The organism is Aliivibrio sp. S10_S31, assembly GCF_014694495.1.
GTDB lineage: Bacteria > Pseudomonadota > Gammaproteobacteria > Enterobacterales > Vibrionaceae > Aliivibrio > Aliivibrio fischeri.
In genome coordinates this window covers 1-23189 of the sequence record NZ_JAAUWR010000028.1, presented here as the reverse complement: position 1 = coordinate 23189, position 23189 = coordinate 1, and the positions used below count along the sequence as shown (strand labels likewise).

At 38.2% G+C, this 23189-nt stretch carries 22 protein-coding genes; 13 read left to right on the top strand and 9 right to left on the bottom strand.

Annotated elements, in window-relative coordinates; all coding sequences use genetic code 11:
* The first annotated feature begins 28 nt into the window (after positions 1–28).
* A complete protein-coding gene (gene luxS / locus HC728_RS18265) occupies positions 29–547 on the top strand; it encodes an S-ribosylhomocysteine lyase (protein ID WP_005417795.1) in 519 nt (172 codons plus the stop codon).
* A 93-nt stretch (positions 548–640) separates the two neighbouring features.
* Here the strand turns inward: luxS and HC728_RS18260 are convergent, their stop codons facing one another.
* Complete coding sequence (locus tag HC728_RS18260; RefSeq protein WP_065622806.1) at positions 641–1915, bottom strand: HlyC/CorC family transporter; 1275 nt, start codon at positions 1913–1915, stop codon at positions 641–643.
* A 133-nt stretch (positions 1916–2048) separates the two neighbouring features.
* Entirely contained in the window at positions 2049–2843 is a 795-nt protein-coding gene (locus HC728_RS18255; RefSeq protein ID WP_012533107.1) for an inner membrane protein YpjD, read from the bottom strand.
* 151 nt (positions 2844–2994) lie between these two features.
* Here HC728_RS18255 and ffh point away from each other — a divergent pair, with 151 nt between their 5' ends.
* The 7 genes from ffh (at position 2995) to tyrA (ending at position 9025) form a co-directional block, all read left to right on the top strand.
* Positions 2995–4368 carry a signal recognition particle protein gene (gene ffh, locus HC728_RS18250; RefSeq protein WP_005417798.1) on the top strand — a complete coding sequence of 458 codons (1374 nt, stop codon included), beginning with the start codon at positions 2995–2997 and terminating at the stop codon, positions 4366–4368.
* 257 nt (positions 4369–4625) lie between these two features.
* Positions 4626–4874 carry a 30S ribosomal protein S16 gene (gene rpsP, locus HC728_RS18245; RefSeq protein ID WP_005417799.1) on the top strand — a complete coding sequence of 83 codons (249 nt, stop codon included), beginning with the start codon at positions 4626–4628 and terminating at the stop codon, positions 4872–4874.
* A gap of 27 nt (positions 4875–4901) precedes the next feature.
* Positions 4902–5429 carry a ribosome maturation factor RimM gene (gene rimM, locus HC728_RS18240; protein ID WP_005417801.1) on the top strand — a complete coding sequence of 176 codons (528 nt, stop codon included), beginning with the start codon at positions 4902–4904 and terminating at the stop codon, positions 5427–5429.
* A gap of 22 nt (positions 5430–5451) precedes the next feature.
* Positions 5452–6201 carry a tRNA (guanosine(37)-N1)-methyltransferase TrmD gene (trmD, locus tag HC728_RS18235; RefSeq protein ID WP_005417802.1) on the top strand — a complete coding sequence of 250 codons (750 nt, stop codon included), beginning with the start codon at positions 5452–5454 and terminating at the stop codon, positions 6199–6201.
* Between the two features lie 41 nt (positions 6202–6242).
* Entirely contained in the window at positions 6243–6596 is a 354-nt protein-coding gene (rplS, locus tag HC728_RS18230) for a 50S ribosomal protein L19 (protein ID WP_005417803.1), read from the top strand.
* 215 nt (positions 6597–6811) lie between these two features.
* Positions 6812–7885, top strand: coding sequence for a 3-deoxy-7-phosphoheptulonate synthase (locus tag HC728_RS18225; protein ID WP_190395853.1), 1074 nt, complete (start codon positions 6812–6814; stop codon positions 7883–7885).
* A gap of 6 nt (positions 7886–7891) precedes the next feature.
* Positions 7892–9025 carry a bifunctional chorismate mutase/prephenate dehydrogenase gene (gene tyrA, locus HC728_RS18220; protein WP_065604741.1) on the top strand — a complete coding sequence of 378 codons (1134 nt, stop codon included), beginning with the start codon at positions 7892–7894 and terminating at the stop codon, positions 9023–9025.
* Positions 9026–9099: 74 nt separating this feature from the next.
* Here tyrA and HC728_RS18215 read toward each other — a convergent pair whose 3' ends face one another.
* The 3 genes from HC728_RS18215 to ettA form a co-directional block, all read right to left on the bottom strand.
* Positions 9100–10113: a M23 family metallopeptidase gene (locus HC728_RS18215; RefSeq protein WP_190395852.1), complete on the bottom strand. Its 1014-nt coding sequence runs from the start codon at positions 10111–10113 to the stop codon at positions 9100–9102.
* 24 nt (positions 10114–10137) lie between these two features.
* Complete coding sequence (locus tag HC728_RS18210) at positions 10138–10500, bottom strand: PilZ domain-containing protein (protein WP_005417811.1); 363 nt, start codon at positions 10498–10500, stop codon at positions 10138–10140.
* 114 nt (positions 10501–10614) lie between these two features.
* Positions 10615–12282: an energy-dependent translational throttle protein EttA gene (gene ettA / locus HC728_RS18205; protein WP_190395851.1), complete on the bottom strand. Its 1668-nt coding sequence runs from the start codon at positions 12280–12282 to the stop codon at positions 10615–10617.
* A gap of 187 nt (positions 12283–12469) precedes the next feature.
* Between ettA and HC728_RS18200 the strand changes: the two genes are divergently transcribed.
* Both HC728_RS18200 and trpR read left to right on the top strand, forming a co-directional pair.
* On the top strand, positions 12470–14404 hold the full coding sequence (locus HC728_RS18200) for a transglycosylase SLT domain-containing protein (protein WP_017020356.1): 1935 nt from the start codon (positions 12470–12472) through the stop codon (positions 14402–14404).
* Positions 14405–14499: 95 nt separating this feature from the next.
* Complete coding sequence (trpR, locus tag HC728_RS18195; RefSeq protein ID WP_012533782.1) at positions 14500–14826, top strand: trp operon repressor; 327 nt, start codon at positions 14500–14502, stop codon at positions 14824–14826.
* Here trpR and yjjX read toward each other — a convergent pair.
* The 4 genes from yjjX to bamD all read right to left on the bottom strand — a co-directional run bounded on the left by yjjX (position 14795) and on the right by bamD (position 18142).
* Entirely contained in the window at positions 14795–15307 is a 513-nt protein-coding gene (gene yjjX / locus HC728_RS18190) for an inosine/xanthosine triphosphatase (protein WP_017020355.1), read from the bottom strand. The genes trpR and yjjX overlap by 32 nt on opposite strands.
* A 22-nt stretch (positions 15308–15329) precedes the next feature.
* Complete coding sequence (gene pheA, locus HC728_RS18185) at positions 15330–16508, bottom strand: prephenate dehydratase (protein WP_012534012.1); 1179 nt, start codon at positions 16506–16508, stop codon at positions 15330–15332.
* A 115-nt stretch (positions 16509–16623) separates the two neighbouring features.
* Entirely contained in the window at positions 16624–16977 is a 354-nt protein-coding gene (gene hpf, locus HC728_RS18180) for a ribosome hibernation-promoting factor, HPF/YfiA family (protein WP_005417819.1), read from the bottom strand.
* A 439-nt stretch (positions 16978–17416) separates the two neighbouring features.
* The gene (gene bamD, locus HC728_RS18175) at positions 17417–18142 is read right to left on the bottom strand and encodes an outer membrane protein assembly factor BamD (RefSeq protein WP_005417820.1); all 726 of its coding nucleotides are present in this window, start codon (positions 18140–18142) and stop codon (positions 17417–17419) included.
* A 161-nt stretch (positions 18143–18303) separates the two neighbouring features.
* Here bamD and rluD point away from each other — a divergent pair, with 161 nt between their 5' ends.
* The 3 genes from rluD (at position 18304) to clpB (ending at position 22706) form a co-directional block, all read left to right on the top strand.
* Positions 18304–19278 carry a 23S rRNA pseudouridine(1911/1915/1917) synthase RluD gene (gene rluD / locus HC728_RS18170; protein ID WP_005417821.1) on the top strand — a complete coding sequence of 325 codons (975 nt, stop codon included), beginning with the start codon at positions 18304–18306 and terminating at the stop codon, positions 19276–19278.
* Positions 19279–19280: 2 nt separating this feature from the next.
* Positions 19281–20015: a peptidoglycan editing factor PgeF gene (gene pgeF / locus HC728_RS18165; RefSeq protein ID WP_017020354.1), complete on the top strand. Its 735-nt coding sequence runs from the start codon at positions 19281–19283 to the stop codon at positions 20013–20015.
* A gap of 105 nt (positions 20016–20120) precedes the next feature.
* Positions 20121–22706, top strand: coding sequence for an ATP-dependent chaperone ClpB (gene clpB / locus HC728_RS18160; protein ID WP_005417824.1), 2586 nt, complete (start codon positions 20121–20123; stop codon positions 22704–22706).
* The last annotated feature ends 483 nt before the right edge of the window (positions 22707–23189 follow it).

Below are 23189 nucleotides of genomic sequence, written 5' to 3'. Positions count from 1 at the left end.
ATCATTTATAACTTTAAAGGATTAAAATATGCCATTGTTAGATAGTTTTACTGTAGATCATACTCGTATGGAAGCACCGGCGGTTCGTGTTGCGAAAACAATGCAAACGCCTAAAGGCGATACAATTACTGTATTTGATTTACGCTTTACGGCACCAAATAAAGATATTCTGTCAGAGAAAGGCATTCATACACTAGAGCATTTATACGCAGGTTTTATGCGTAACCATCTTAATGGTAGCGGTGTCGAAATTATTGATATCTCGCCAATGGGGTGTCGTACTGGTTTCTATATGAGTTTGATCGGTACGCCAGCTGAGCAAGCGGTTGCTGATGCATGGGTGTCATCAATGGAAGATGTGTTGAAAGTAGAAGCACAAAATAAAATCCCTGAACTGAATGAGTATCAATGTGGTACTTATGAAATGCATTCACTTGATGAAGCAAAAGCAATCGCAACCACAGTACTTGCATCAGGTATCAGCGTAAATAAAAATGATGAACTTGCACTATCTGATTCAATGCTAAAAGAATTATCTAATCATTAATTGATGTTTTAATTTGAAAAAAAGCCCGCAGTTTTAGCGGGCTTTTTTCTAGCTGAATACCAGTTTTAACCATTGATAGTATTGGTATACAAATTATTTATCATCTTCAGTACTTGGAAATACCTTTACAAGATTAATCTTGTTTTCTTCGACAGCGACAATTTCCATATTATGCTGTTCAATTTCGAGGCTAATTTCCGTTTCAGGGATCTCCTCTAAATGCTCAAGGATTAAACCATTAAGTGTTCTTGGTCCATCTGTTGGTAAATCCCATTTCAAGCCTTTATTAATATCTCGAATATTGGCACTACCTTCAATCATAAAGCTGCCATCAGGCTGAGGGGTAATTTCTTCAGCTAAACTTGGAGCCATTGAGGTAGTGAATTCACCAACAATTTCTTCCAAAATATCTTCTAATGTTATTAAACCTTGGATATCACCGTATTCATCAACAACTAAACCAATACGTTCTTTATTGCGCTGAAACTTTAATAATTGTGAATTAAGCGGAGTCGCCTCTGGAATGAAATAAATTTCATCCGCAGCTCTTAATAGTGTTTCTTTGGTAAATTCATTTTTTTCAAGCATCAAGCGGTAAGATTCACGTAAGCGAAGCATCCCAACCACTTCATCGATTTGATCTCGATATAAAACAATACGTCCGTGAGGGGAGTGAGTTAATTGACGTGAAATCGATTTCCAATCATCGTTAATATCAATCCCTGTAATTTCACTGCGAGGCACCATAATATCGTTAACGGTAACGTGCTCTAAATCCAGTATTGAAATCAGCATATCTTGGTGACGACGAGGAATTAATCCTCCTGCTTCATGAACAACGGTTCTTAACTCTTCCGAGCTTAATTTATCTTTATCGTCATGTCCTGAATCAAGGCCGAGTATTTTTAAGAAACCGTTAGTGATTAGGTTAACTAAAATAACCAGTGGAGAAAGCAGCTTCATTAATACATTAAGGACTAAACTACTGCTATAAGAAACACGTTCAGGATACATTGCAGCAAGGGTTTTAGGAGTTACTTCTGCAAAGACAAGAATCACAAGGGTTAATACACCGGTAGCGATGGCTACGCCTAGATCACCATAAAGTCGCATACCAAGGATGGTGGCTATTGCAGAAGCTAGAATGTTAACAAGATTATTGCCGATAAGGATAAGGCCAATGAGGCGATCTGGGCGACTGAGTAGTTTTTCAACACGTTTTGCACCTTTATGCCCCTGATTTGACAGGTGCTTTAGGCGGTAGCGGTTTAACGACATCATGCCCGTTTCTGAGCTTGAGAAGTAACCAGAGATAACAATGAGTATAGCTAATAACGTAAATAGGGCACCGGTTGATATATCGTCCAAGTGTCTTGTTCCTCATTTTAAAGGGAGAATATCAATCTAAGCGCTTACTTAGATTGATATAATGAAAAGGTATTTATCTAATCTGATAATCCGTCTGTCAAGTTTGAATACAAAAAGTGAGCGATTGTCGCAATTAAGTTAACACAATCTCTTGAACAAAACGGCTACCAAAGTAAGCAAGGGTAAGTAAGAAAGCGCCTGATAAACTGAACCATAATGCTTTTTGACCGCGCCACCCACGTTGATAATGGCCCCAAGTTAATGTCGCATAGATAATCCAAGCAATGAAGGAAAGTATTGCTTTGTGAGCTTTACCTTGGGCAAACATATCTTGAAGAAATGTGAAGCCAGTCATTAATGTAAGAGTCAATAATAATAAACCAACAAGAATGATCTTGAAAAGTTGGCGTTCGACCATCATTAATGGAGGAAGGTTTGGATTTAACATTAATGATTTTTTGCTTTTGAGTTTATGGTCAAGCCAAGCGAGTTGAAGAGCATAAAGTGTCGCGATCATTAATGTTGAATAAGCAAACAAAGCTAAAGATATATGAATTAATAAGCTAGGATGAGTCTCAAGGTGGGTGATAAACGCCCCTGATAAGAACGTCGCGGCTAATAAGTTAATTGCAGAAAAACTATAAACTACGGGTAAAATAAACCATACTCGAAACTTAAGCATAGAAGCACTCATTACTAGCGATATAATAAAGCTAATAAGAGAGGCTACATTAAGAATACTCAGGTTTTGTCCTGCAGTATTTAAAATAAGCTCTTTAAGCTGCCATGCATGCAATAGCAGTGCAAGGGATGCAAAAATGAACACCACCTTGGTCTGAATTTTATTTTTACTTGCTAAGCCAGGAATAACAAAGCCTAATGCAAAAAAGTAAGATAGAGCAGCACCGATTGCTGTAATGGTATCCATAATTTACTGATCACCTAGTTTATCAACATCTTGATTATACCCTCTACAGGACAATCTCGGTAGGTGTGATTCAGTTTGGTTAAAAAATTTTCATTATTACGCCCAAGATTTAGGTATAATCGTTTAATGGTCGCAAAGTAGGCGCAGGAATATGTTTGATAATTTAACGGATAGACTATCCAGAACACTGAAAAATATCAGTGGTAAAGGTCGATTAACAGAAGACAACATTAAAGAAACGCTACGTGAAGTTCGTATGGCGTTACTGGAAGCTGACGTAGCTTTACCAGTGGTTCGTGATTTTGTAAAACGCGTAAAAGAAGGTGCGGTTGGTGTTGAAGTATCAAAAAGCTTAACGCCAGGCCAAGAGTTCATAAAAATTGTTCAAGCTGAACTAGAAGCGGTTATGGGGGATTCTAACGAAGCCCTAAACTTAGCTTGTCAGCCACCTGCTGTTATTTTAATGGCTGGTTTACAAGGTGCAGGTAAAACGACCAGTACGGGTAAATTAGCTAAATTATTAAAAGAGCGCGATAAGAAAAAAGTATTAGTTGTTTCTGCCGATGTTTATCGTCCTGCGGCGATCAAACAGTTAGAAACTTTAGCTACTGATGTGGATGTTGATTTCTTCCCATCTAGTGCAGATCAAAAGCCTATTGATATTGTTGATGCGGCGATTAGCCACGCAAAACTGAAGTTTTTTGATGTTGTTATTGTCGATACAGCAGGCCGTTTGGCTGTTGATACCGAAATGATGGATGAGATTAAACAACTTCATGCGCATGTAAACCCGATTGAAACTCTGTTTGTTGTTGATGCAATGACAGGTCAAGATGCGGCAAATACAGCAAAAGCGTTTGGTGATGCTTTACCTCTAACTGGTGTTATCTTAACGAAAGTGGATGGTGATGCTCGTGGTGGTGCTGCATTATCAGTTCGTCATATTACAGGTAAACCAGTTAAATTCTTAGGTGTTGGTGAAAAAACTGACGCATTAGAACCGTTCCACCCAGAACGTATTGCTTCTCGAATTTTAGGTATGGGTGATGTTCTTTCTTTAATTGAAGATCTTGAAAAGAACGTAGATAAAGAAAAAGCAGAGAAACTGGCTAAAAAATTCAAAGAGAAAAAAGGCTTTGATTTAGAAGATTTCCGTGAGCAGCTTGGTCAGATGAAAAATATGGGCGGCATGATGGGCATGATGGATAAGCTTCCAGGAATGTCTCAGCTACCAAGTGATGTGAAAGATAAAGTTGATGACAAAATGTTTAATCAAATGGAAGCAATTATTAATTCCATGACGATGAAAGAGCGTCAACGTCCTGAAATCATTAAAGGTTCACGCAAAAAACGTATTGCAGCTGGTTCTGGTGTACAAGTTCAAGACGTAAACCGTATGCTAAAACAATTCACCCAAATGCAGAAGATGATGAAGAAAATGCAGAAGGGTGGAATGAAAGGCATGATGCGTAATATGCAAGGTATGATGGGTGGTATGGGCGGAATGGGTGGCTTTGGTCGCTAAAAAACTAATACAATCAGTAGTATCTAAAAAGATATATAATTAAGGGCGGCAAGTTAATTTGTTGAAAAACTTAACCTGGCGCACTTTTTTAAACCAATTTTTTCATCAATTACAAAAATAATTGGTGAAAAAGTAACTAAATCCCTTGCATTGAAACTCTATAAGAGTAAAATTCCGGGGCTTTATTTTGGCACGAGGGCTCAAAAATTGATTTTTTTGGGCCAATTTAATTTTTATACAAAGCAAAAGAGGACGATATGGTTACCATTCGTTTGGCACGTCACGGCGCTAAGAAGCGTCCATTCTATCAAATCGTTGTAGCGGACAGCCGTTTCAAAGCAACTGGTCGTTACATTGAGAAAGTAGGTTTCTTTAACCCTACAGCACAAGGTCAAGAAGAAGGTCTACGTTTAGATCTAGACCGTGTTGGCCACTGGGTTGAGCAAGGCGCTGGTCTTTCTGACCGTGTAGCTAAGCTAGTTAAAGACGCTAAAAAAGCGGCTTAATATTAGTTGGTTAAAGGTAAAGAATTTATGAGTAAGCAAGACGAAGTTATTGTTGTAGGTAAGTTTGGTGCTTCCTATGGTATTCGTGGATGGTTGAAAGTAGTTTCTTTTACAGATCAACCTGAAAGTATTTTCGATTACAAACCTTGGCTTATCCAAGTTAAAGGTGAATGGGTCGAGTTTTCAGTTGAAAGCTGGAAACGTCATAAAGGTTTGGTGTGCAAACTGGAAGGGTTAGATGTTCGAGAAGAAGCTCAAACATATACTAATCTAGAAATTGCAGTTAAAGCAGACGCACTACCTGAGCTGTCAGAAGATGAGTTCTACTGGCGTGAATTGTTTGGTATGGAAGTGGTTACAACTAAAGGCTATGCGCTTGGTGTTGTTGACGACATTTTTGAAACCGGATCAAACGATGTTCTTGTAGTCAAAGCCAACCTGAAAGATGCTTTTGGTAAAAAGGAACGATTGATTCCTTTTATTGATGAGCAAGTGATCAAATTAATTGATCGTGAAGCTCAACGGATCGAAGTTGACTGGGATCCTGGGTTTTAACCCCTAGGTAAAGCGAGGGCACATGTGGGTTGGCGTTATTAGCCTATTTCCTGAAATGTTCCGTTCGGTTACCGATTTTGGGGTAACTAGCCAAGCAATAAAAAAAGGTCTTTTATCTATTGAGACATGGAATCCTAGAGATTTCACTCATGATAAACATCGCACTGTTGATGACCGACCTTATGGTGGTGGTCCTGGAATGTTAATGATGGTACAGCCTTTGCGCGATGCCATTACTGCAGCCAGAGAAGCGTCACCCGGCAAAACGAAAGTGATTTACCTTTCACCTCAAGGCAGAACGCTGAATCAAGCTGGTGTTGAGGAGTTAGCGACAAACGAGAATTTAATTCTAATTTGTGGCCGATACGAAGGTGTAGATGAGCGCATAATACAATCTGAAGTTGACGAAGAATGGTCAATTGGGGATTTTGTGCTTACAGGTGGGGAACTCCCTGCTATGACGTTGATTGATTCTGTATCTCGGTTTGTTCCGGGTGTATTAGGTGATTTCGCGTCCGCTGAAGAAGATTCTTTTGCAGACGGTTTGTTAGATTGTCCGCACTATACAAGACCTGAGGTTTTGGATGGTAAGGAAGTACCTAGTGTACTTAAATCTGGAAATCATAAAGATATCGCTCGTTGGCGAATGAAACAATCGTTAGGCCGTACTTGGCTAAGAAGACCAGAGCTCCTGGGAAATCTAGCTCTGACTGACGAACAGGAATTATTACTGGCTGAGTTTGTTCGTGAAGAACGCCAGAACAGTAAGTAATTAAGTAAATTTAGTATCAGTTTATTCTAGGATATACAAAAATGAGCAACATCATTAAAGCTCTTGAAGATGAGCAACTAAAACAAGACCTACCTAAATTCGCTCCAGGTGACACTGTAGTAGTTCAGGTTAAAGTTAAAGAAGGTGACCGTGAGCGTCTACAGGCATTCGAAGGCGTTGTAATCGCTATTCGTAACCGTGGTCTACACTCTGCGTTCACTGTACGTAAGATTTCTAACGGTGAAGGTGTTGAGCGTACGTTCCAAACACACTCTCCAGTTGTAAACAGCATCGAAGTTAAACGTCGCGGTGCAGTACGTCGTGCCAAGTTGTACTACCTACGTGAGCGTTCTGGTAAATCAGCTCGTATCAAAGAGAAGCTGGCTAAAAAGTAACGCACACGAGAACGTTCTCAAATGTGCTATGAAGGTGCGCTGTTATCAGCGCACCTTTTTTTATATCTAAATTAAAACTGTAAACCTAAATTTACAATATAAAATAAATTGTATTATATTAATTACAACGGTTGATTTATGTGCTGTACCTGTTAAATTATTTGTATTCGTCTTAATTGACAGTTAATGGAAATAAAAGTTTACAGGTGTAGGATATGAGAAAAAGTGAATTAAGTAATATCAATATTATCGATGAGCAGGTGCTGATCACTCCACAAGAGCTTAAAAATAAGATCCCTTTAAGCGAAAATGCTCGCCAGTTTATCCAACAATCCCGTCAAACTATTTCTAATATCATTCATAAAAAAGATCACCGTCTATTAATTGTTTGTGGTCCATGTTCAATTCATGATATTGATGCAGCAAAAGAATATGCAAAACGTTTAAAGGTGATCGCAGAAGATCTAAAGGATCAACTGTACATTGTTATGCGTGTTTACTTTGAAAAACCACGAACTACAGTAGGCTGGAAAGGCTTGATTAATGATCCTCATCTTGATGGTTCATTTGATATTGAACAAGGTCTACATTCTGCACGACAATTATTAGTTGATTTAGCTGAGATGGAAATCCCTCTGGCAACAGAAGCACTAGATCCGATTAGTCCGCAATACATAGGTGATACATTTAGTTGGGCTGCGATTGGGGCTCGAACAACTGAATCTCAAACTCACCGTGAAATGGCAAGTGGTTTATCCGTTCCTGTAGGCTTTAAAAATGGTACTGATGGCAGCTTATCGACATCGATTAATGCAATGCAAGCTGCGGCCTCTGGACACCGTTTCATGGGTATTAATAGCGAAGGTCAGGTTGCTTTACTTACAACCCAAGGTAACCCTAATGGCCATGTTATTTTACGTGGTGGTAAACAAACTAATTATGATTCAGTTTCAGTAACAGAGTGCGAAGAAGAATTAGCAAACTCAAATTTAGATGCGGCTTTAATGATTGATTGTAGTCACGCAAATTCACGTAAAGATTACCGTCGTCAGCCTTTAGTTGCTGAAGATGTTATTCATCAAATTCGAGAAGGTAATAAATCGATTATTGGATTGATGATTGAGAGTCATTTAAATGAAGGGGATCAACCATCAGATATACCATTGTCTGAGATGAAATATGGCGTATCTATTACAGATGCCTGTATCAATTGGGAATCAACTGAGGCACTATTACGTCATACTCACAAAGAATTAACTCCGATATTGGAAGAGCGTTTAAAAGGATAGATTGAGATGGCGGTAGAACTAAGTCATTTACGCGATCAAATTGATGCGGTAGATAAACAGATGTTGGATCTTTTAGCTCAACGTTTACATTTAGTTGAGCAGGTTGGTGAAGTAAAAAGTGCACATGGATTGCCTATTTATGATCCAAGCCGAGAAGCGGCAATGTTAGCATCAAGACGCTCAGAGGCTGAAAAAAAAGGCGTACCGCCCTCATTAATTGAAGATATTCTTCGCAGAACAATGCGTGAGTCTTATAGCAGTGAAAATGATTCTGGTTTTAAGTGTTTAAAACCAGAGTTAAGGCCGATCGTTGTTGTTGGTGGCAATGGGCAACTTGGTGGTTTATTCGCCAAAATGTTTAAATTATCTGGTTATCAAGTTCGAATTCTTGGTAGTAAAGATTGGGATAATTCTGATGAGATCCTAGATAATGCCGGTATGGTTGTTGTTACGGTTCCTATCAACTTAACCATTGATGTAATTAATAAACTATCAAGGTTACCTGAGGATTGCATCCTTTGTGATTTAACCTCAATTAAGCAGAAACCTCTTGCTGCAATGATGGAAGTTCATAAAGGCCCTGTTGTTGGATTGCACCCAATGTTTGGTCCTGATGTTCCAAGCCTTGCAAAGCAAGTTATTGTTATGTGTGATGGTCGAGGTAAAGAGCACTATAGTTGGCTGAAGAACCAATTTGAGATTTGGGGGGCAATCGTACGTGATATTTCTGCGAATGAGCATGATCATGGTATGACTCTAATTCAAGCATTACGTCACTTTACTTCGTTTGCCTATGGACAACATTTAGCAAAAGAGAATCCTGATATTGAACAGTTGCTTAACTTAAGCTCTCCAATTTATCGTTTAGAACTATTGATGGTTGGTCGATTGTTTGCTCAAGACCCAAATTTATACGCAGATATCATTCTTTCTTCTGATGAAAATATTGAAATGATAAAGCGATTCCATCAACGTTTTGGTGATGCAATCTCATTACTAGAAGAGCATAATCGTTCAGGATTCATTAAAAACTTTGAAGAAGTAGAAGCTTGGTTTGGTGATTATGCTGAGCAGTTTTTAATTGAAAGCAAAAGTTTACTTAGACAAGCGAATGATTCGATTCACCGTGAACGTAGTTAGTGTAGGTAAGAAGACACAGAATGTAAAAAGGGTGAGCAATGAGCTCACCCTTTTTTGTATTTGTTAAACGGTGTTTATTGTGTCAATTGCTGGCTACTTTCGTCTTCAGCTTTCGCTGTGTTAATTGCTTCAACTTGCTCAACCGTTGGTTTTTGTGTCAATTCTAATTGCAGTTTTACTACATTATTAATAACGTCCACCAAAGGTGTCCATTTTACGCTTCGTTCTTTTTCAAAGAGACTATCAAATTTTTCTGGCGTCCAATCCATAAACGATCTTGGATTTAAAACTCGACCTAAGAAACGTACTTCATAATGTAAGTGTGGCCCTGTTGAATTACCTGAGTTACCACAAGTAGCAATCAGTTCGCCTTTTTTAACGAATTGTCCTGATCGAACCTTAAATTTTTGTAGATGAGCATACATGGTCATAAAGCCAAATGAATGCTGAACTTTTAATAGGTTACCGTAGCCTTTATTGCTAGAGCGTGCGAGTTCAACAACGCCATCGGCTGGGGCGTAAATTTCGGTTCCACGTTTACAAGTTAAATCAATACCCAAGTGACGTTGGCGTTTACCTGAAATAGGGTTGGTTCGGCGACCAAAGCTGGATGATTCTCTCGTGTAATGTAGTGGAGTATCATTTGGGATTAGGCGAAACATAGTCGCTCTAACTGCCGAGTCAATGGCTGCAACATCAAGTCGTTGCTCTAGTGTTTTTTCAGCTAATGATGAATCTTCTTCTGATATTTCTTGTAAGCCAAGTACAGATTCAACATCATCTACACGTTGGCTAATAACAAGTAATTCATTTTCTTTTGCTTCTAGTTGTTGAGTAAGCTCATGATTACTATTGTTATTATCAACAATTAACTGGTTTAGCTCATTATTTTTGTTTTGCAGTTCAGCGATAGCAACTTTTGCTGACTCTTGTTGTTGATAGAAATAATGTAGACCAAAGCCACTTAATGCAAATGAGCTAACCCCAAGTACTAAAGATAAAATGACCAGCTTTTTTCGTCTTTGGGAGATCGCGAAAAGACGCGTTCCTTTGTTGTGGGAGACGGAAATTCGAATTTTATCAGGCATAAGGGTAACAACTATTTATAAAGGTTAATGTGTTTCGGTGAGTTCTGATAACTGACGTAATAATAGTTCGCTATTACCAACGTTAAGTTCAACTAAGCGTTTAAGGTGGCTAATACTATCAATATCTATATGGCGAATACAGAGTCTAAGCAGATTATTTGTATCATTCACAATTTCACATTCAGCAATAATATTGATATCACTGTCGTTTAGAGCAAAATGTACAATTAATTTACCCTCTGAGTTAAGAGCATTATCATCATTAAGTTTTATTAATAAGCCATGTAAAGACAAATCAATCAATGAGCCGCTGTATTGCTGAGCGCCTTGGATTAGTGCTACATCTGCTTGATAAATTACACGAGAAAACTTGCGTCTTTCAATCATAAGGCTACTCCTTCTTTTTAAGAGAAATTGAGTATGGTGTTTTGTTTGTTCTATGTCCAATAAAAAGGCCGCTTGAGTGCGGCCCTTATGATAAACATCAAATAAAGTAAATTATTACTTAGTCATACGCTTGTACTTGATGCGATGAGGTTCAGCAGCTTGCGCACCTAGGGTCTTCTTCAACCATTCACTGTATTCAGTGTAGTTACCTTCAAAGAAGTTTACTTGGCCTTCATCACGGTAGTCTAGAATGTGTGTAGCGATACGGTCTAGGAACCAACGGTCGTGCGAGATAACCATTGCACAACCAGGGAACTCAAGTAATGCTTCTTCTAGTGCACGTAATGTTTCAACATCAAGGTCATTGGTAGGTTCATCGAGTAACAGTACGTTACCGCCAGTTTTTAGCAGTTTAGCTAAGTGAACACGGTTACGCTCACCACCAGATAACTCACCAATAATTTTTTGTTGGTCGTTGCCTTTGAAGTTAAAGCGAGAACAGTAAGCACGAGCTGGGATTTCGAAATTGTTGATCTTAATGATATCAGCGCCTTCAGAGATCTCCTGGAAAACTGTTTTTGTGTCATCCATTGAATCACGGAATTGATCAACAGAAGCAAGTTTTACAGTTTCACCTAATTCAATCGTACCTGAATCCGGTGTTTCAGCACCACTTAGCATCTTAAATAGTGTTGATTTACCTGCACCATTGGCACCGATGATACCTACGATAGCACCTTTTGGCATGCTGAATGATAGGTCATCAATAAGTACACGATCACCGAACGATTTAGTTAGGTTGTTCACTTCAAGAACTTTGTCACCTAGACGTTCACCTGGCGGAATGAACAGTTCGTTTGTTTCATTACGTTTTTGGTGATCAGAGCTTTGTAGTTCTTCAAAACGAGCCATACGAGCTTTAGATTTAGCTTGGCGGCCTTTAGGGTTTTGACGAACCCACTCAAGTTCTTTTTCAATCGTTTTCTGACGAGCATTTTCTTTTGCCGCTTCTTGTTTTAAACGGTCATCTTTTTGCCCAAGCCAAGAGGTATAGTTACCTTCCCATGGAATACCTTCACCACGGTCAAGCTCTAGGATCCAACCCGCAGCGTTATCAAGGAAATAACGGTCGTGGGTAATTGCCACAACAGTACCTGAATAATCAACAAGGAAGTGCTCAAGCCATGCTACAGATTCAGCATCAAGGTGGTTGGTAGGTTCATCAAGTAGCAACATATCTGGTTTTTCTAGAAGAAGACGACAGATAGCAACACGGCGACGTTCACCACCAGATAAGTGCTCAATTTTAGCATCCCACTCAGGTAGACGTAGTGCGTCAGCTGCACGCTCTAAAGCGTTATCTAGATTATGACCATCTTTTGCTTGAATTAATGCTTCAAGTTCACCTTGCTCTTTAGCTAGAGCATCGAAATCAGCACCTTCTTCAGCGTAAGCTGCATAAACCGCATCAAGGCGAGTTAGTGCACCTGCTACATCAGAAACAGCCTCTTCAACAATTTCACGAACTGTTTTTGATTCATCAAGTACAGGTTCTTGTGGAAGGTAGCCAACATTTAATCCTGCTTGTGGACGAGCTTCACCATCAATATCAGTATCAAGACCTGCCATAATGCGAAGTAGTGTTGATTTACCTGAGCCATTTAGACCCAAAACACCAATTTTTGCACCAGGGAAGAAGCTAAGAGAAATGTCTTTCAGGATTTGTCTTTTAGGAGGAACAATTTTGCTCACTCGTGACATTGTATATACGTATTCAGCCATAATCACTTATTAGAGTTGGTTAACGAAAATATTAATTTACTATTTATGATACATAGTTTAACACTCATTTTTGTAGTTACTAGGGTAATATAAGTAAACTAAGGTAAGAATTCGGTAGATGTATAAGTGAGTCTCAGATCACTACGCCGCAGTCAAAGGTTGGAAAGTTTAGGTGTTAAAGAAATCAATGAAATATACACAATATAAGTTAGGGATGATGACGGCATTGTGCATAGGTATGAATGTACAAGTTGTTGATGCATCACCTGTTGATACATGGCGAGCACAATACCAAGAAGCAAAAACGCTACTTAATGAAAAAAAATACGATGAATATAAAAAAGTAAGGGCTGAACTTGATGGTTATTCATTAGCGCCTTATTTGGATTACCGTGAATTACGAATGGATTTAAGCTCTAAAACGCCAGATGATATTCGTTTATTTAAACATAATCATAAGTCATTACCTATTGGTAACTCTCTTTCATACCAATACTTAGTCATTCTTGGTTTAAACGAGCGTTGGGCTGAGTTTATTGATTATTTCCCCAACGAACCAAGTAGCAAAAATCTACAGTGTTATTACTATCAAGCAAAAAATAAACTGGGTGATAAGGTCACCGCTTGGAAAGGTGCGGAGCAGTTATGGTTAACTGGTAGCTCTGTTACTTATGAATGTGATGATTTATTTCAAGATTGGGCTGAAGCTGAGAAACTCAGTGATGATTTAATTATTGAGCGTATGCTTTTAGTTTATAAAGCTCGTAATAATAATTTGTTTTCTTATTTAGAAAAAATGTTGAAAACAGATACCGCAAAAGAAAAAGCACAGCATATTGTCACTTTGTTTAATGATCCTGATTTGTTAGAAAGTTTTTCAAAGAGTAATAAAAAAACAGAGTTTTCTAAGCAATTAACGCTTATCTCAATGGAAAGAGAAGCTCGTAAAAACCCTAAAAAAGCGATAGAAATATTGCCTGAAATTGCTAAAAAGCAGCAGTTTACTCAAGAAGAATTGGTTCAGGTTAAGCGACGTATTGTTAGTAGCATTATGTCAACAGAGTCAGCAGAACTTGCACAATGGAGAGATAAAGAGCTAGCTACTAACCCTGAAGATTCATTTATTGAGCGCCGAATTCGTGTTGCTATTCGTGCAGCTGATTGGGATGACGTAAGCAACTGGATTGGGTATTTAACACCAACAGCTAAAAATTCATTACGTTGGCAGTTCTGGATTGCTCAGATCGAAAGTAAGGAAGGTGAGCAAGATAAAGCTGATGCTCGTTTAAAAAAATTACTTGGTCAGCGTAATTTTTATAGTGTTGCTGCGGCAAATATTTTAGGTGAGCCTATTCAATATCCAATGAATACCGCTCCTAGAAATATTAAGCCGATTAAAGATAAATACAGTGTGGAGCTTGCACGTATTAAAGAATTAATTGCGATTGATGAGATCCCTACAGCCAAAAGTGAGTGGGAATATTTGCTAAATCGAGCATCAAAAACTGAAGTGAAAGAATTAGCAAGTTATGCTGCTCAGCATCGTTGGCATCACTTTACTGTTCTGGCGACCATCAAAGGAAGAATGTGGGGATATTTGAGCTTACGTTTTCCTATAGCACATCAGTGGTGGTTTAATCATTACAGTAAGGAACTTGGTTTAGATAAAGTGACGTTAATGTCGTTATCTCGACAAGAAAGTGCACTGTATGCAGAAGCTCAATCACCGGTAGGTGCTCGTGGTTTGATGCAAATTATGCCAGCAACAGCGAAATATACCGCGAAGAAGATTGATTACGATAAATACGAAGGTGTTGATAGTTTGAATGATGTTGATGTGAATATTCACATTGGTTCAAATTACCTTAAGGGTTTATTAGATGATTATGATGGTAACCGTATTTTTGCTCTTGCAGGTTATAATGCAGGCCCTCATCGTGTTAAGCGTTGGAGAGCGGTTTCTGATGAAAAGCTAGATGCTTATGCTTTCATTGAAGCCATTCCATTCAAGGAAACTCGAGGGTATGTACAAAATATTTTAATGTTTGAAACTTACTATCGTAGCTTATTGGGTGAAAAAGGTGCTTTTTTATCCGAGAAAGAGCTGAATTTAAAGTATTGATAAGTTTAAATTCTAATAGCAATTGGTATTAAGCTTAAATAAATATAAAGTAGGGGACTTAATTGTCCCCTTTTTTACAATTGTATGAGGATACTATGTCAGGTTCAGCAAAATATTCCGACTGGTCTCAAGTGATGACACTAATTGCAAATGCAGCAGAACAAGGAAATCATCAACCATTATTAACGATGTTGATGACGCCTGATGAACGTGAAGCATTGGTTGCTCGCGTAAATATTTTTCATGAGCTGTTACAGGGTGAATTGAGCCAGAGACAAATTAGTCAGCTATTAGGGGTGGGCGTTGCCACTATCACTAGAGGTTCAAATGAATTAAAAAGCCATACTGACGAAGAGAAAGTATGGCTTATGGATTTATTAGAAAAGAGTACTAAAAACGAGTTGGATGTAGAAAAGGAATAAGGGCAAGAATAAGCGCTTGTTGATATACCGATGTTCTTGTTAGTAGGTTATTGGTTAGTAAGCCAATAGCCCCTCCTTTCTGTTTAATGTTGTCGGTGTTAAATTGTTCATCCATGACATCGCCTAGCTCTTTACCTTTCTTCACTTCATCAATAACTTGTGGTGGGAGAGGTAAACTCGAAGAGCGTGACTCTCCTACCGTTAAACCATTATCAATAATCATCCAAGCAAAAGTAGAATTATCTTCAATCCCTGCTTCTAACCCAACATAATAATCACAATTAGGTAGCTTGATCTTTGCGTTATTAACGCGGTTCATTGCTCCTTGTTTTGTTTCTTCACAACTCATTGGTTGATCTGGAACACCGCTCTTTACTGATACGCCTTCAAATAAAAAAGTATCATAAGGAAACGCAAGATTAAATGCTGATTCAACAGCGGCAATCTTCGCTGGGTTTTGAGAAGCAATGATAACTTTCATGTTTACCTTTTATTCGATGTAATCAATTTGATAATGGAATAGCTGTTGGTTCTACATTTTCAATTGGATAGCAACCAAGTACTTTTAGATAGCGAGTAATAGCCGTTAATTCTTCGATAGCAGAAGTCATAGCATCGGATTTTAGATGCGCTTCTAGATCAACATAGAACATTTCTTCCCAAGGATTTCCCATAATAGGGCGAGATTCTAGCTTGCTCATATTGATGCCGTATTTTTGTAATACCAATAGAGATTCAACCAATGAACCAGCATCTTGAGCTGTGGACATTATTAATGTTGTTTTAGCAGGGATTTGCTCTGATACATCCACAGGCTTTCTTGCAACAACGATAAAACGTGTTTGGTTCTCTGTTTGATTCGAAATATTAGTGATTAGAGATTGCAGTCCATATAGCTTTCCACTATCTGAGTTACCAATTGCTGCAACTTCAGGTGAGTTTAACTCTTTTACCGTGATCATCGCATCAGCAGTGCTTGCACAAGAAATTAGCTCAACATTATTGAGTCGATTTAAAAATTCGCTACATTGTTCATGTGGCTGTGGGTGTGAATACAAGGTTTTAATTGACTCAAGAGAGGTTTCAGTCGTTGTTAATAAACAATGATCAATTTTTTGAGTTAATTCCCCAACAATGTATAGGCTAGTGTGTTGGAGTAAATCATAAACTTGGTTAATCGAACCTGAGCTTGTATTTTCAATTGGCAATACGCCGTAATCAGCATGACCAGCCTCAACGGTTTTAATTACTTCTTTAAAGTTTTCACAGCCTAACTCAGCTAATTCAATATTCTTTTTACTGAAATAACGACGGCTTGCTAGGTTTGAATATGATCCTTTTGAGCCAAGGTAAGCCACTCTTGCTACGGGTTTTCTACTTAAGTCAGGGTTTGCTAGATTTTGGAAGTATTCTTGCTGAAGTAAAACTGAATCTTCAATAATGGTATGAAATAACTGTGTAATGTAATAAGCATCAAGATTGAAGTCTTTACCATTCTCAATGAGTTTAACAAGTAATTGTTGCTCTCGTTTAGGATCTCGAACAGGTTTAGCTGTTTTTACTTTACTTTTAGCAACATCAAGACTGAGTTTACGACGTTCAGAAAAGAGCTTTAATAATTCATTATCAAGTTCATTAAGGCGTAAACGAATATCATCAAGGGAGTAGTGAGTGTCAGTCATGAAATGCAAACCTAGTAAATTAAGAGTTAATTCACAATAAGGAATTGGTCAGTTTGCGTCAAGAAAAAACAGCGCTCAAATGAGCGCTGTTCTTAAGAATCTTTAGAGTTGAATATTATTCCTCTTCAAGTTCAACTTCTGGTTCTTCAACTCCAGGAGCTTGAGCATGAGTCGCTCGACGTGCTTCTCCTTTATGTTGTAGTTTGTCTAGTTGGCGTTCTAGTTTTTGATACATCTCTCTAATTGCACCAAATAGATCTTCTTGTTCTGCAGAGGCTACGACTTTGCCACCTGCGATAGTTGCGTACGCTTCTACCTTGTGTTTACCATTTGCGCGTTTTGTAACGCTAGCGTGACGTCCAATAATGTCTAGGTTTCTTTTTGCTTCTAGTTTTTTAAACTTCCCTTCAATACGTTCACGGATGCCTGGAGTGATGTCGATGTTGTTGCCAGTGATTTCTACTTTCATATGATTTTCCTCTCGCTTGCCCCGTTTGGCATGTACTCAGATTACGTATCCAGAGTTAAAAATAAAGTGATCAAGATCACTTTTTTGATGTGTTATAGCGAGAAGGTGAATGAATGTGATCTTAGGCAAGGCCTTAAGTATTTTATTTAAAAAATACTTGATGAATTGTACAAAGTAGGTAGATTGAAAGGGTTGGTTACTAGAAATTATTGTTTTTAGGGATGTCGTTCAACCTGTTGTTTTGGTTGATTAATTTTTAAACTTATCAATAGTGTGACCTATATACGAATTATAACTAACATTTCCAGATATAAAAAAAGCAGTGCTCGATTCTCGGCACTGCTTTTTTGTTTTTATAATGAATATTATGCAAATCGTAGTAAATAACTGCTCACCCTAGTAGCTTGCTAACATGTTCATTTACTTACTGTGATTGATATTATTGTGGATTCAACGCAATAAGTTCTTCGGTTCGCTTAATTGCATCTTCCAGTTTTAATTCTTTGTAAGCTGAAAGCATAATGGTTAATGATTTTCTTGCAGCTTCTGTATCTGGATAAGTACGTTGTAACTCTTGGCAACGATTAATGGCAGAAATCCAAGCTTCTCGTCGTAAATAAAAGTCAGCTGTTGCTAATTCATAATCCGCTAAGCGATTTTTAAGTGCGTACATACGAGTTTGTGCATCTTCAGCGTAAAGACTATTAGGGTATCTTTCTAATAATCGTTTAAAATCTTTAAAAGCTGAGCGAGCTGGTTCTGGATCTCGATCTGAACGATCAACTCTAAATAAATCATGCATGAAACTTCTATCTTGAGCCATATGCGTTAATCCACGCATGTAAAGGACCCAGTCAGCTTTTGGATGGGTTGGGTTTAAACGAGTGAATCTCTCGATAGTTGCAAGACCTAATGCAAGATCATCATTTTTATAATAAACATAAATAAGGTCTAACTGAACTTGTTCAGAATAAGCGCCAAAAGGGTATCGAGAATCTAAGGCTTCAAGACGCTCAATTGCACTCGTCCAATTACCTGCTTGTAAAGATACTTGAGCTTGAGCGTATAATTCTGATGGTGGAATATCTGGAATTACATCATCACTACTTGAGCAACCAACCAGTAAAGATACAGCTAATAATGAAGAAATGGTTAAGCGTTTCATGCTTGAAAATGATCCTTGACTAAAAAAACTGAAGTTATCCATTACGAAATGCGCCGTTAACAGATACAATGGTACATAGTTTATTTCACTTACAGTGTTGATGATACCAAATATGACCTATTAGTTTGGTATTAGTACCACTATTTTAAAAAAAGTTCGATATGGCACAACAAATAGAGTTAACAAGTACAGTAAAAGAAAGTCAACTAGGGCAGCGTTTAGATCAAGCTGCTGCTGAGTTGTTTTCTGATTTTTCTCGTTCACGCATCAAAGAGTGGTTGCTTGCTGGCAACATGACAGTCAATGGTGAAGTGGTTACAAAAGCACGCCTTAAAGTTATGGGTGGTGAAGAGATCACGGTTAAAGCTGAATTAGAAGATGAAGAGCGTTGGTTAGCTCAAGATATTCCTCTTGATATTGTTTATGAAGATGATGATCTACTCGTTATCAATAAACCACGTGACTTCGTTGTTCACCCAGGAGCGGGTACACCTGATGGTACAGTGTTAAATGCATTGTTATTCCATTATCCAAATATTGCAGAAGTACCTCGTGCGGGTATCGTTCACCGTTTGGATAAAGACACTACTGGATTAATGGTTGTTGCGAAAACTGTACCGGCTCAAACACGTTTAGTTCGTGCGCTTCAAAAGCGTAAGATTACTCGTGAGTATGAAGCCGTTGTTGTCGGTCGTATGACTGCAGGTGGTATGATTGAGAAACCAATTGGTCGTCACCCAAACAAACGTACTCTAATGGCAGTTCATGAATTAGGTAAAGATGCTGTGACACATTATCGTGTTGCTGAACATTTCCGTATTCATACTCGTATCCGTTTACGTCTTGAAACCGGTCGTACTCACCAAATTCGTGTACATATGTCATATTTGCAGCATCCACTTGTGGGTGATACTGCTTATGGTGGTCGTGCTCGTATTCCAAAAGGCGCTTCTCAAGAGTTAATTGATATGATCCGCGGTTTTGATCGTCAAGCTCTGCATGCTGCGATGCTGCGTTTTGAACATCCAATCACAGGGGAAACAATGGAGTTCCATGCTCCAATTCCTGATGACATGATTGCTTTATCTCAAGCGTTACGTGATGATGAACGTTTAATGCATGAGGAAGAGTATTAATAATGTCATTGATTTCACCAAAATGGTCAGCGCCTAAATCAGTTAAAGTATTCAGTACAACTCGTATTGGAGGAGTATCAAGTTCCCCATTTGATAGCTTTAACCTTGGAGACCATGTTGGTGATGATCACAAAGATGTTGTGCTCAATCGTGAAAAACTGATTACGTTGGGGCAGTTACCTACTGCACCAACGTGGTTAAACCAGATTCACTCAACAAGAGTTGTTCATTTACCGAATCAAGATTTTTTTGAAACCCCACCGTCTGCTGACGCTGCATATACAAACCAAGCAAAACAAGTTTGTTGTGTTATGACTGCAGATTGCCTTCCGGTTGTAATATGTAATAAAGAAGGTACAGAGGTTGCTGCCGCACATGCAGGTTGGAGAGGTCTACTTGATGGAGTATTAGAAAATACTGTTGAGCAATTTACCTCCGATGATCTTATTGCTTGGTGTGGACCTGCTATTGGTGAAAAAGCGTTTGAAGTAGGTAATGAAGTAAAAGAACTATTTTGCGAAAAAGATCCGCAAGCAATTAATGCATTTATTCCGAGTTATAATGAAGGTAAATGGTTAGCTAATTTAGCCATGTTAGCCACACAACGTTTAAATAGTGTTGGTATAACTGATGTGCATTATTCAAACCTTTGCACTTATCAAAATACAGAAACGTTTTTCTCATACAGAAAAGAAGGAATTACAGGAAGACAAGCCACTCTTATTTGGTTTGAATAACTCATATTTCTCCCCCTTTATCCTTTCCTTAAGCATTGAACTTTCTGACCTTAGTCCCCATTTAGAAACTATATAGTTACTAGCTTTCTTCTTTTGGAGGGTGTTATGCGTTTAGATCGATTCACTAGTAAATTTCAAATGGCCATCTCTGATGCTCAATCATTAGCATTAGGTCAAGATCATCAATATATCGAACCAACCCATTTAATGGTTGCACTGTTAAATCAGGATGGAAGTACGATAAGGCCTTTACTTACTCTTCTAAATGTAGACGTAACACAATTACGTTCAAAACTAACTGAAATATTAGATAAGACACCAAAGGTAACGGGTATCGGTGGTGATGTTCAACTTTCATCTAATATGGGTGTTATTTTTAATCTTTGCGATAAAGTCGCTCAGAAACGCAAAGACGCTTATATCTCTTCTGAAATATTCATGCTTGCCGCAATCGAAGATAAAGGGCCTTTGGGTAATTTACTTCGAGAATTAGGATTAACTGAACCTAAAATATCTAAGTCAATCGATGAGATCCGTGGTGGCGAAAAAGTTAATGATCAAAATGCTGAAGAAAAACGTCAAGCATTAGAAAAGTTTACTGTTGATTTAACTGAGCGAGCAGAGCAAGGAAAACTAGATCCTGTTATTGGTCGTGATGATGAAATACGAAGAACAATTCAGGTATTGCAACGTCGAACTAAAAATAATCCAGTTATAATAGGTCAACCAGGTGTCGGCAAGACAGCTATTGTTGAAGGGTTAGCGCAACGTATTATAAATGGTGAAGTACCTGAAGGTTTAAAAAATAAACGAGTACTTTCTTTAGATATTGGTGCATTGGTCGCTGGTGCTAAATTTCGAGGTGAATTTGAAGAGCGTTTAAAAGCTGTTTTAAATGAGCTAGCGAAAGAAGAAGGTAGTGTCATCCTCTTTATTGATGAAGTACATACAATGGTAGGTGCTGGTAAAGGTGAAGGCTCTATGGATGCCGGCAACATGCTTAAACCTGCACTCGCACGTGGTGAACTACATTGTGTCGGAGCAACAACTCTTGATGAATATCGTCAGTATATTGAAAAAGATCCAGCATTAGAGCGTCGTTTCCAAAAAGTACTTGTTGACGAACCAACAGTTGAAGATACCGTTGCAATTTTGCGTGGTTTAAAAGAGCGCTATGAAATTCATCATCATGTTGAAATTACCGATCCTGCGATCGTAGCAGCAGCAAGTCTGTCACATCGTTATATTTCGGATCGTCAATTACCGGATAAAGCGATAGATTTAATTGACGAAGCAGCATCAAGCATTCGTATGGAAATTGATTCAAAACCAGAATCATTAGATAAGCTTGATCGTAAAATAATTCAATTAAAGATAGAACAGCAAGCACTAGTAAAAGAAAGCGATGATGCGAGCTTAAAGCGTCTTGACTCTTTAAATCTTGAATTAATGCAAAAAGAACGTGAATACGCAGAGCTTGAAGAAGTGTGGAAAGCTGAAAAAGCGGCTTTATCTGGCACTCAGCATATAAAAACAGAATTAGAAACAGCTCGAAGTAATATGGAAATTGCACGTCGTGCAGGTGATCTAAATAGAATGTCAGAGCTGCAATATGGACGTATTCCAGAATTAGAGAAACAACTAGATCTTGCCGCTCAAGCTGAAATGCAAGAAATGAGCTTATTAAAAAACAAAGTGACGGATGCAGAGATAGCAGAAGTGCTTTCACGTCAGACGGGCATTCCTGTAAATAAAATGCTTGAAGGTGAAAGAGATAAGCTATTAAAGATGGAAGAGGTATTACATCACCGAGTAATAGGCCAGGCTGAAGCTGTCGAAGCTGTCTCAAATGCAATTCGTCGTAGTCGTGCCGGTCTATCAGATCCAAATCGACCAATCGGTTCATTCTTGTTTTTAGGCCCAACAGGGGTTGGTAAAACGGAATTATGTAAATCACTCGCTAACTTTATGTTTGATAGTGAAGATGCGATGGTACGTATCGACATGTCAGAGTTTATGGAGAAACATTCTGTTGCTCGTTTAGTAGGTGCGCCTCCTGGTTATGTTGGTTATGAAGAGGGTGGATACTTAACAGAAGCAGTAAGACGCAAACCTTATTCAGTTTTACTATTAGATGAAGTAGAAAAAGCACATCCAGATGTATTTAATATTCTACTTCAAGTTCTTGATGATGGTCGTTTAACTGATGGTCAGGGAAGAACGGTTGATTTTAAAAATACCGTTATCATTATGACATCGAACTTAGGTTCAGAAAAAATTCAGCAGCACTTTGGTGAGTTGAATTATGGTGGCATCAAAGAAATAGTAATGGATGTTGTGAGTCAACATTTTAGACCAGAGTTTTTAAACCGTGTTGATGAAACCGTAGTGTTCCATCCATTGGCACAAGAACACATCAAGAATATTGCCTCTATTCAATTACAACGCTTAGAAAAACGTTTGAATGAAAAAGATTACCAATTGCAAGTAACAGACGAAGCGTTAAACTTAATTGCTGAGGCAGGTTTTGATCCTGTTTATGGAGCAAGACCATTAAAACGAGCAATTCAGACATATATAGAGAACCCACTTGCTCAGGATATATTGAGTGGAAAGCTAAGGGTTGGAGAAGTAATTAAGTTGAAAGTTAAAAATGAACAGCTAATTGCGACTCAAAATGACGACTTTTGATGTAAAAATAAACGCTTTGAATTAAAAGTAAGCAAACAAACTCATTTTTCATATTTTTCTAGAAAAAGAGTTGCATAGATTCAAAGACTCTCTATAATGCCGCCTCACTGACACGGAGAACGAAGTTTATTAAAACTTAGCATCCAGTTGGTTTGGCGGTTAGAAATTTAGTTTCAAATAAGTGCTTGACACTGAAACTTAAATCGATAGAATAGCCGTCCTCTTCACTGAAAAGCAAAGCTTTGAAAGTAGAAGAAAAGCTCTTTAACAATTAGAAACCTATTAATCTGTGTGGGCACTTGTGAGTTGATAATCACTGTTTGCGAAAGCAAGCAAATAATCAATGAACTGAGTGGCTACACAAAATTACTTTTATGTAACAATCAGTATTAATCATTGAGTCGGTTTTGTTTCTGCTGAAACAAACCAAAAAAACTTTAATTGAAGAGTTTGATCATGGCTCAGATTGAACGCTGGCGGCAG

Bases quoted from the DNA above. Each gene is read 5' to 3' on its own strand.
- luxS (WP_005417795.1), top strand. From the start codon at position 29: ATGCCATTGTTAGATAGTTTTACTGTAGATCATACTCGTATGGAAGCA.
- HC728_RS18255 (WP_012533107.1), bottom strand. From the start codon at position 2,843: ATGGATACCATTACAGCAATCGGTGCTGCTCTATCTTACTTTTTTGCA.
- ffh (WP_005417798.1), top strand. From the start codon at position 2,995: ATGTTTGATAATTTAACGGATAGACTATCCAGAACACTGAAAAATATC.
- rpsP (WP_005417799.1), top strand. From the start codon at position 4,626: ATGGTTACCATTCGTTTGGCACGTCACGGCGCTAAGAAGCGTCCATTC.
- rimM (WP_005417801.1), top strand. From the start codon at position 4,902: ATGAGTAAGCAAGACGAAGTTATTGTTGTAGGTAAGTTTGGTGCTTCC.
- trmD (WP_005417802.1), top strand. From the start codon at position 5,452: ATGTGGGTTGGCGTTATTAGCCTATTTCCTGAAATGTTCCGTTCGGTT.
- rplS (WP_005417803.1), top strand. From the start codon at position 6,243: ATGAGCAACATCATTAAAGCTCTTGAAGATGAGCAACTAAAACAAGAC.
- HC728_RS18225 (WP_190395853.1), top strand. From the start codon at position 6,812: ATGAGAAAAAGTGAATTAAGTAATATCAATATTATCGATGAGCAGGTG.
- tyrA (WP_065604741.1), top strand. From the start codon at position 7,892: ATGGCGGTAGAACTAAGTCATTTACGCGATCAAATTGATGCGGTAGAT.
- HC728_RS18215 (WP_190395852.1), bottom strand. From the start codon at position 10,113: ATGCCTGATAAAATTCGAATTTCCGTCTCCCACAACAAAGGAACGCGT.
- HC728_RS18210 (WP_005417811.1), bottom strand. From the start codon at position 10,500: ATGATTGAAAGACGCAAGTTTTCTCGTGTAATTTATCAAGCAGATGTA.
- ettA (WP_190395851.1), bottom strand. From the start codon at position 12,282: ATGGCTGAATACGTATATACAATGTCACGAGTGAGCAAAATTGTTCCT.
- HC728_RS18200 (WP_017020356.1), top strand. From the start codon at position 12,470: ATGAAATATACACAATATAAGTTAGGGATGATGACGGCATTGTGCATA.
- trpR (WP_012533782.1), top strand. From the start codon at position 14,500: ATGTCAGGTTCAGCAAAATATTCCGACTGGTCTCAAGTGATGACACTA.
- yjjX (WP_017020355.1), bottom strand. From the start codon at position 15,307: ATGAAAGTTATCATTGCTTCTCAAAACCCAGCGAAGATTGCCGCTGTT.
- pheA (WP_012534012.1), bottom strand. From the start codon at position 16,508: ATGACTGACACTCACTACTCCCTTGATGATATTCGTTTACGCCTTAAT.
- hpf (WP_005417819.1), bottom strand. From the start codon at position 16,977: ATGAAAGTAGAAATCACTGGCAACAACATCGACATCACTCCAGGCATC.
- bamD (WP_005417820.1), bottom strand. From the start codon at position 18,142: ATGAAACGCTTAACCATTTCTTCATTATTAGCTGTATCTTTACTGGTT.
- rluD (WP_005417821.1), top strand. From the start codon at position 18,304: ATGGCACAACAAATAGAGTTAACAAGTACAGTAAAAGAAAGTCAACTA.
- pgeF (WP_017020354.1), top strand. From the start codon at position 19,281: ATGTCATTGATTTCACCAAAATGGTCAGCGCCTAAATCAGTTAAAGTA.
- clpB (WP_005417824.1), top strand. From the start codon at position 20,121: ATGCGTTTAGATCGATTCACTAGTAAATTTCAAATGGCCATCTCTGAT.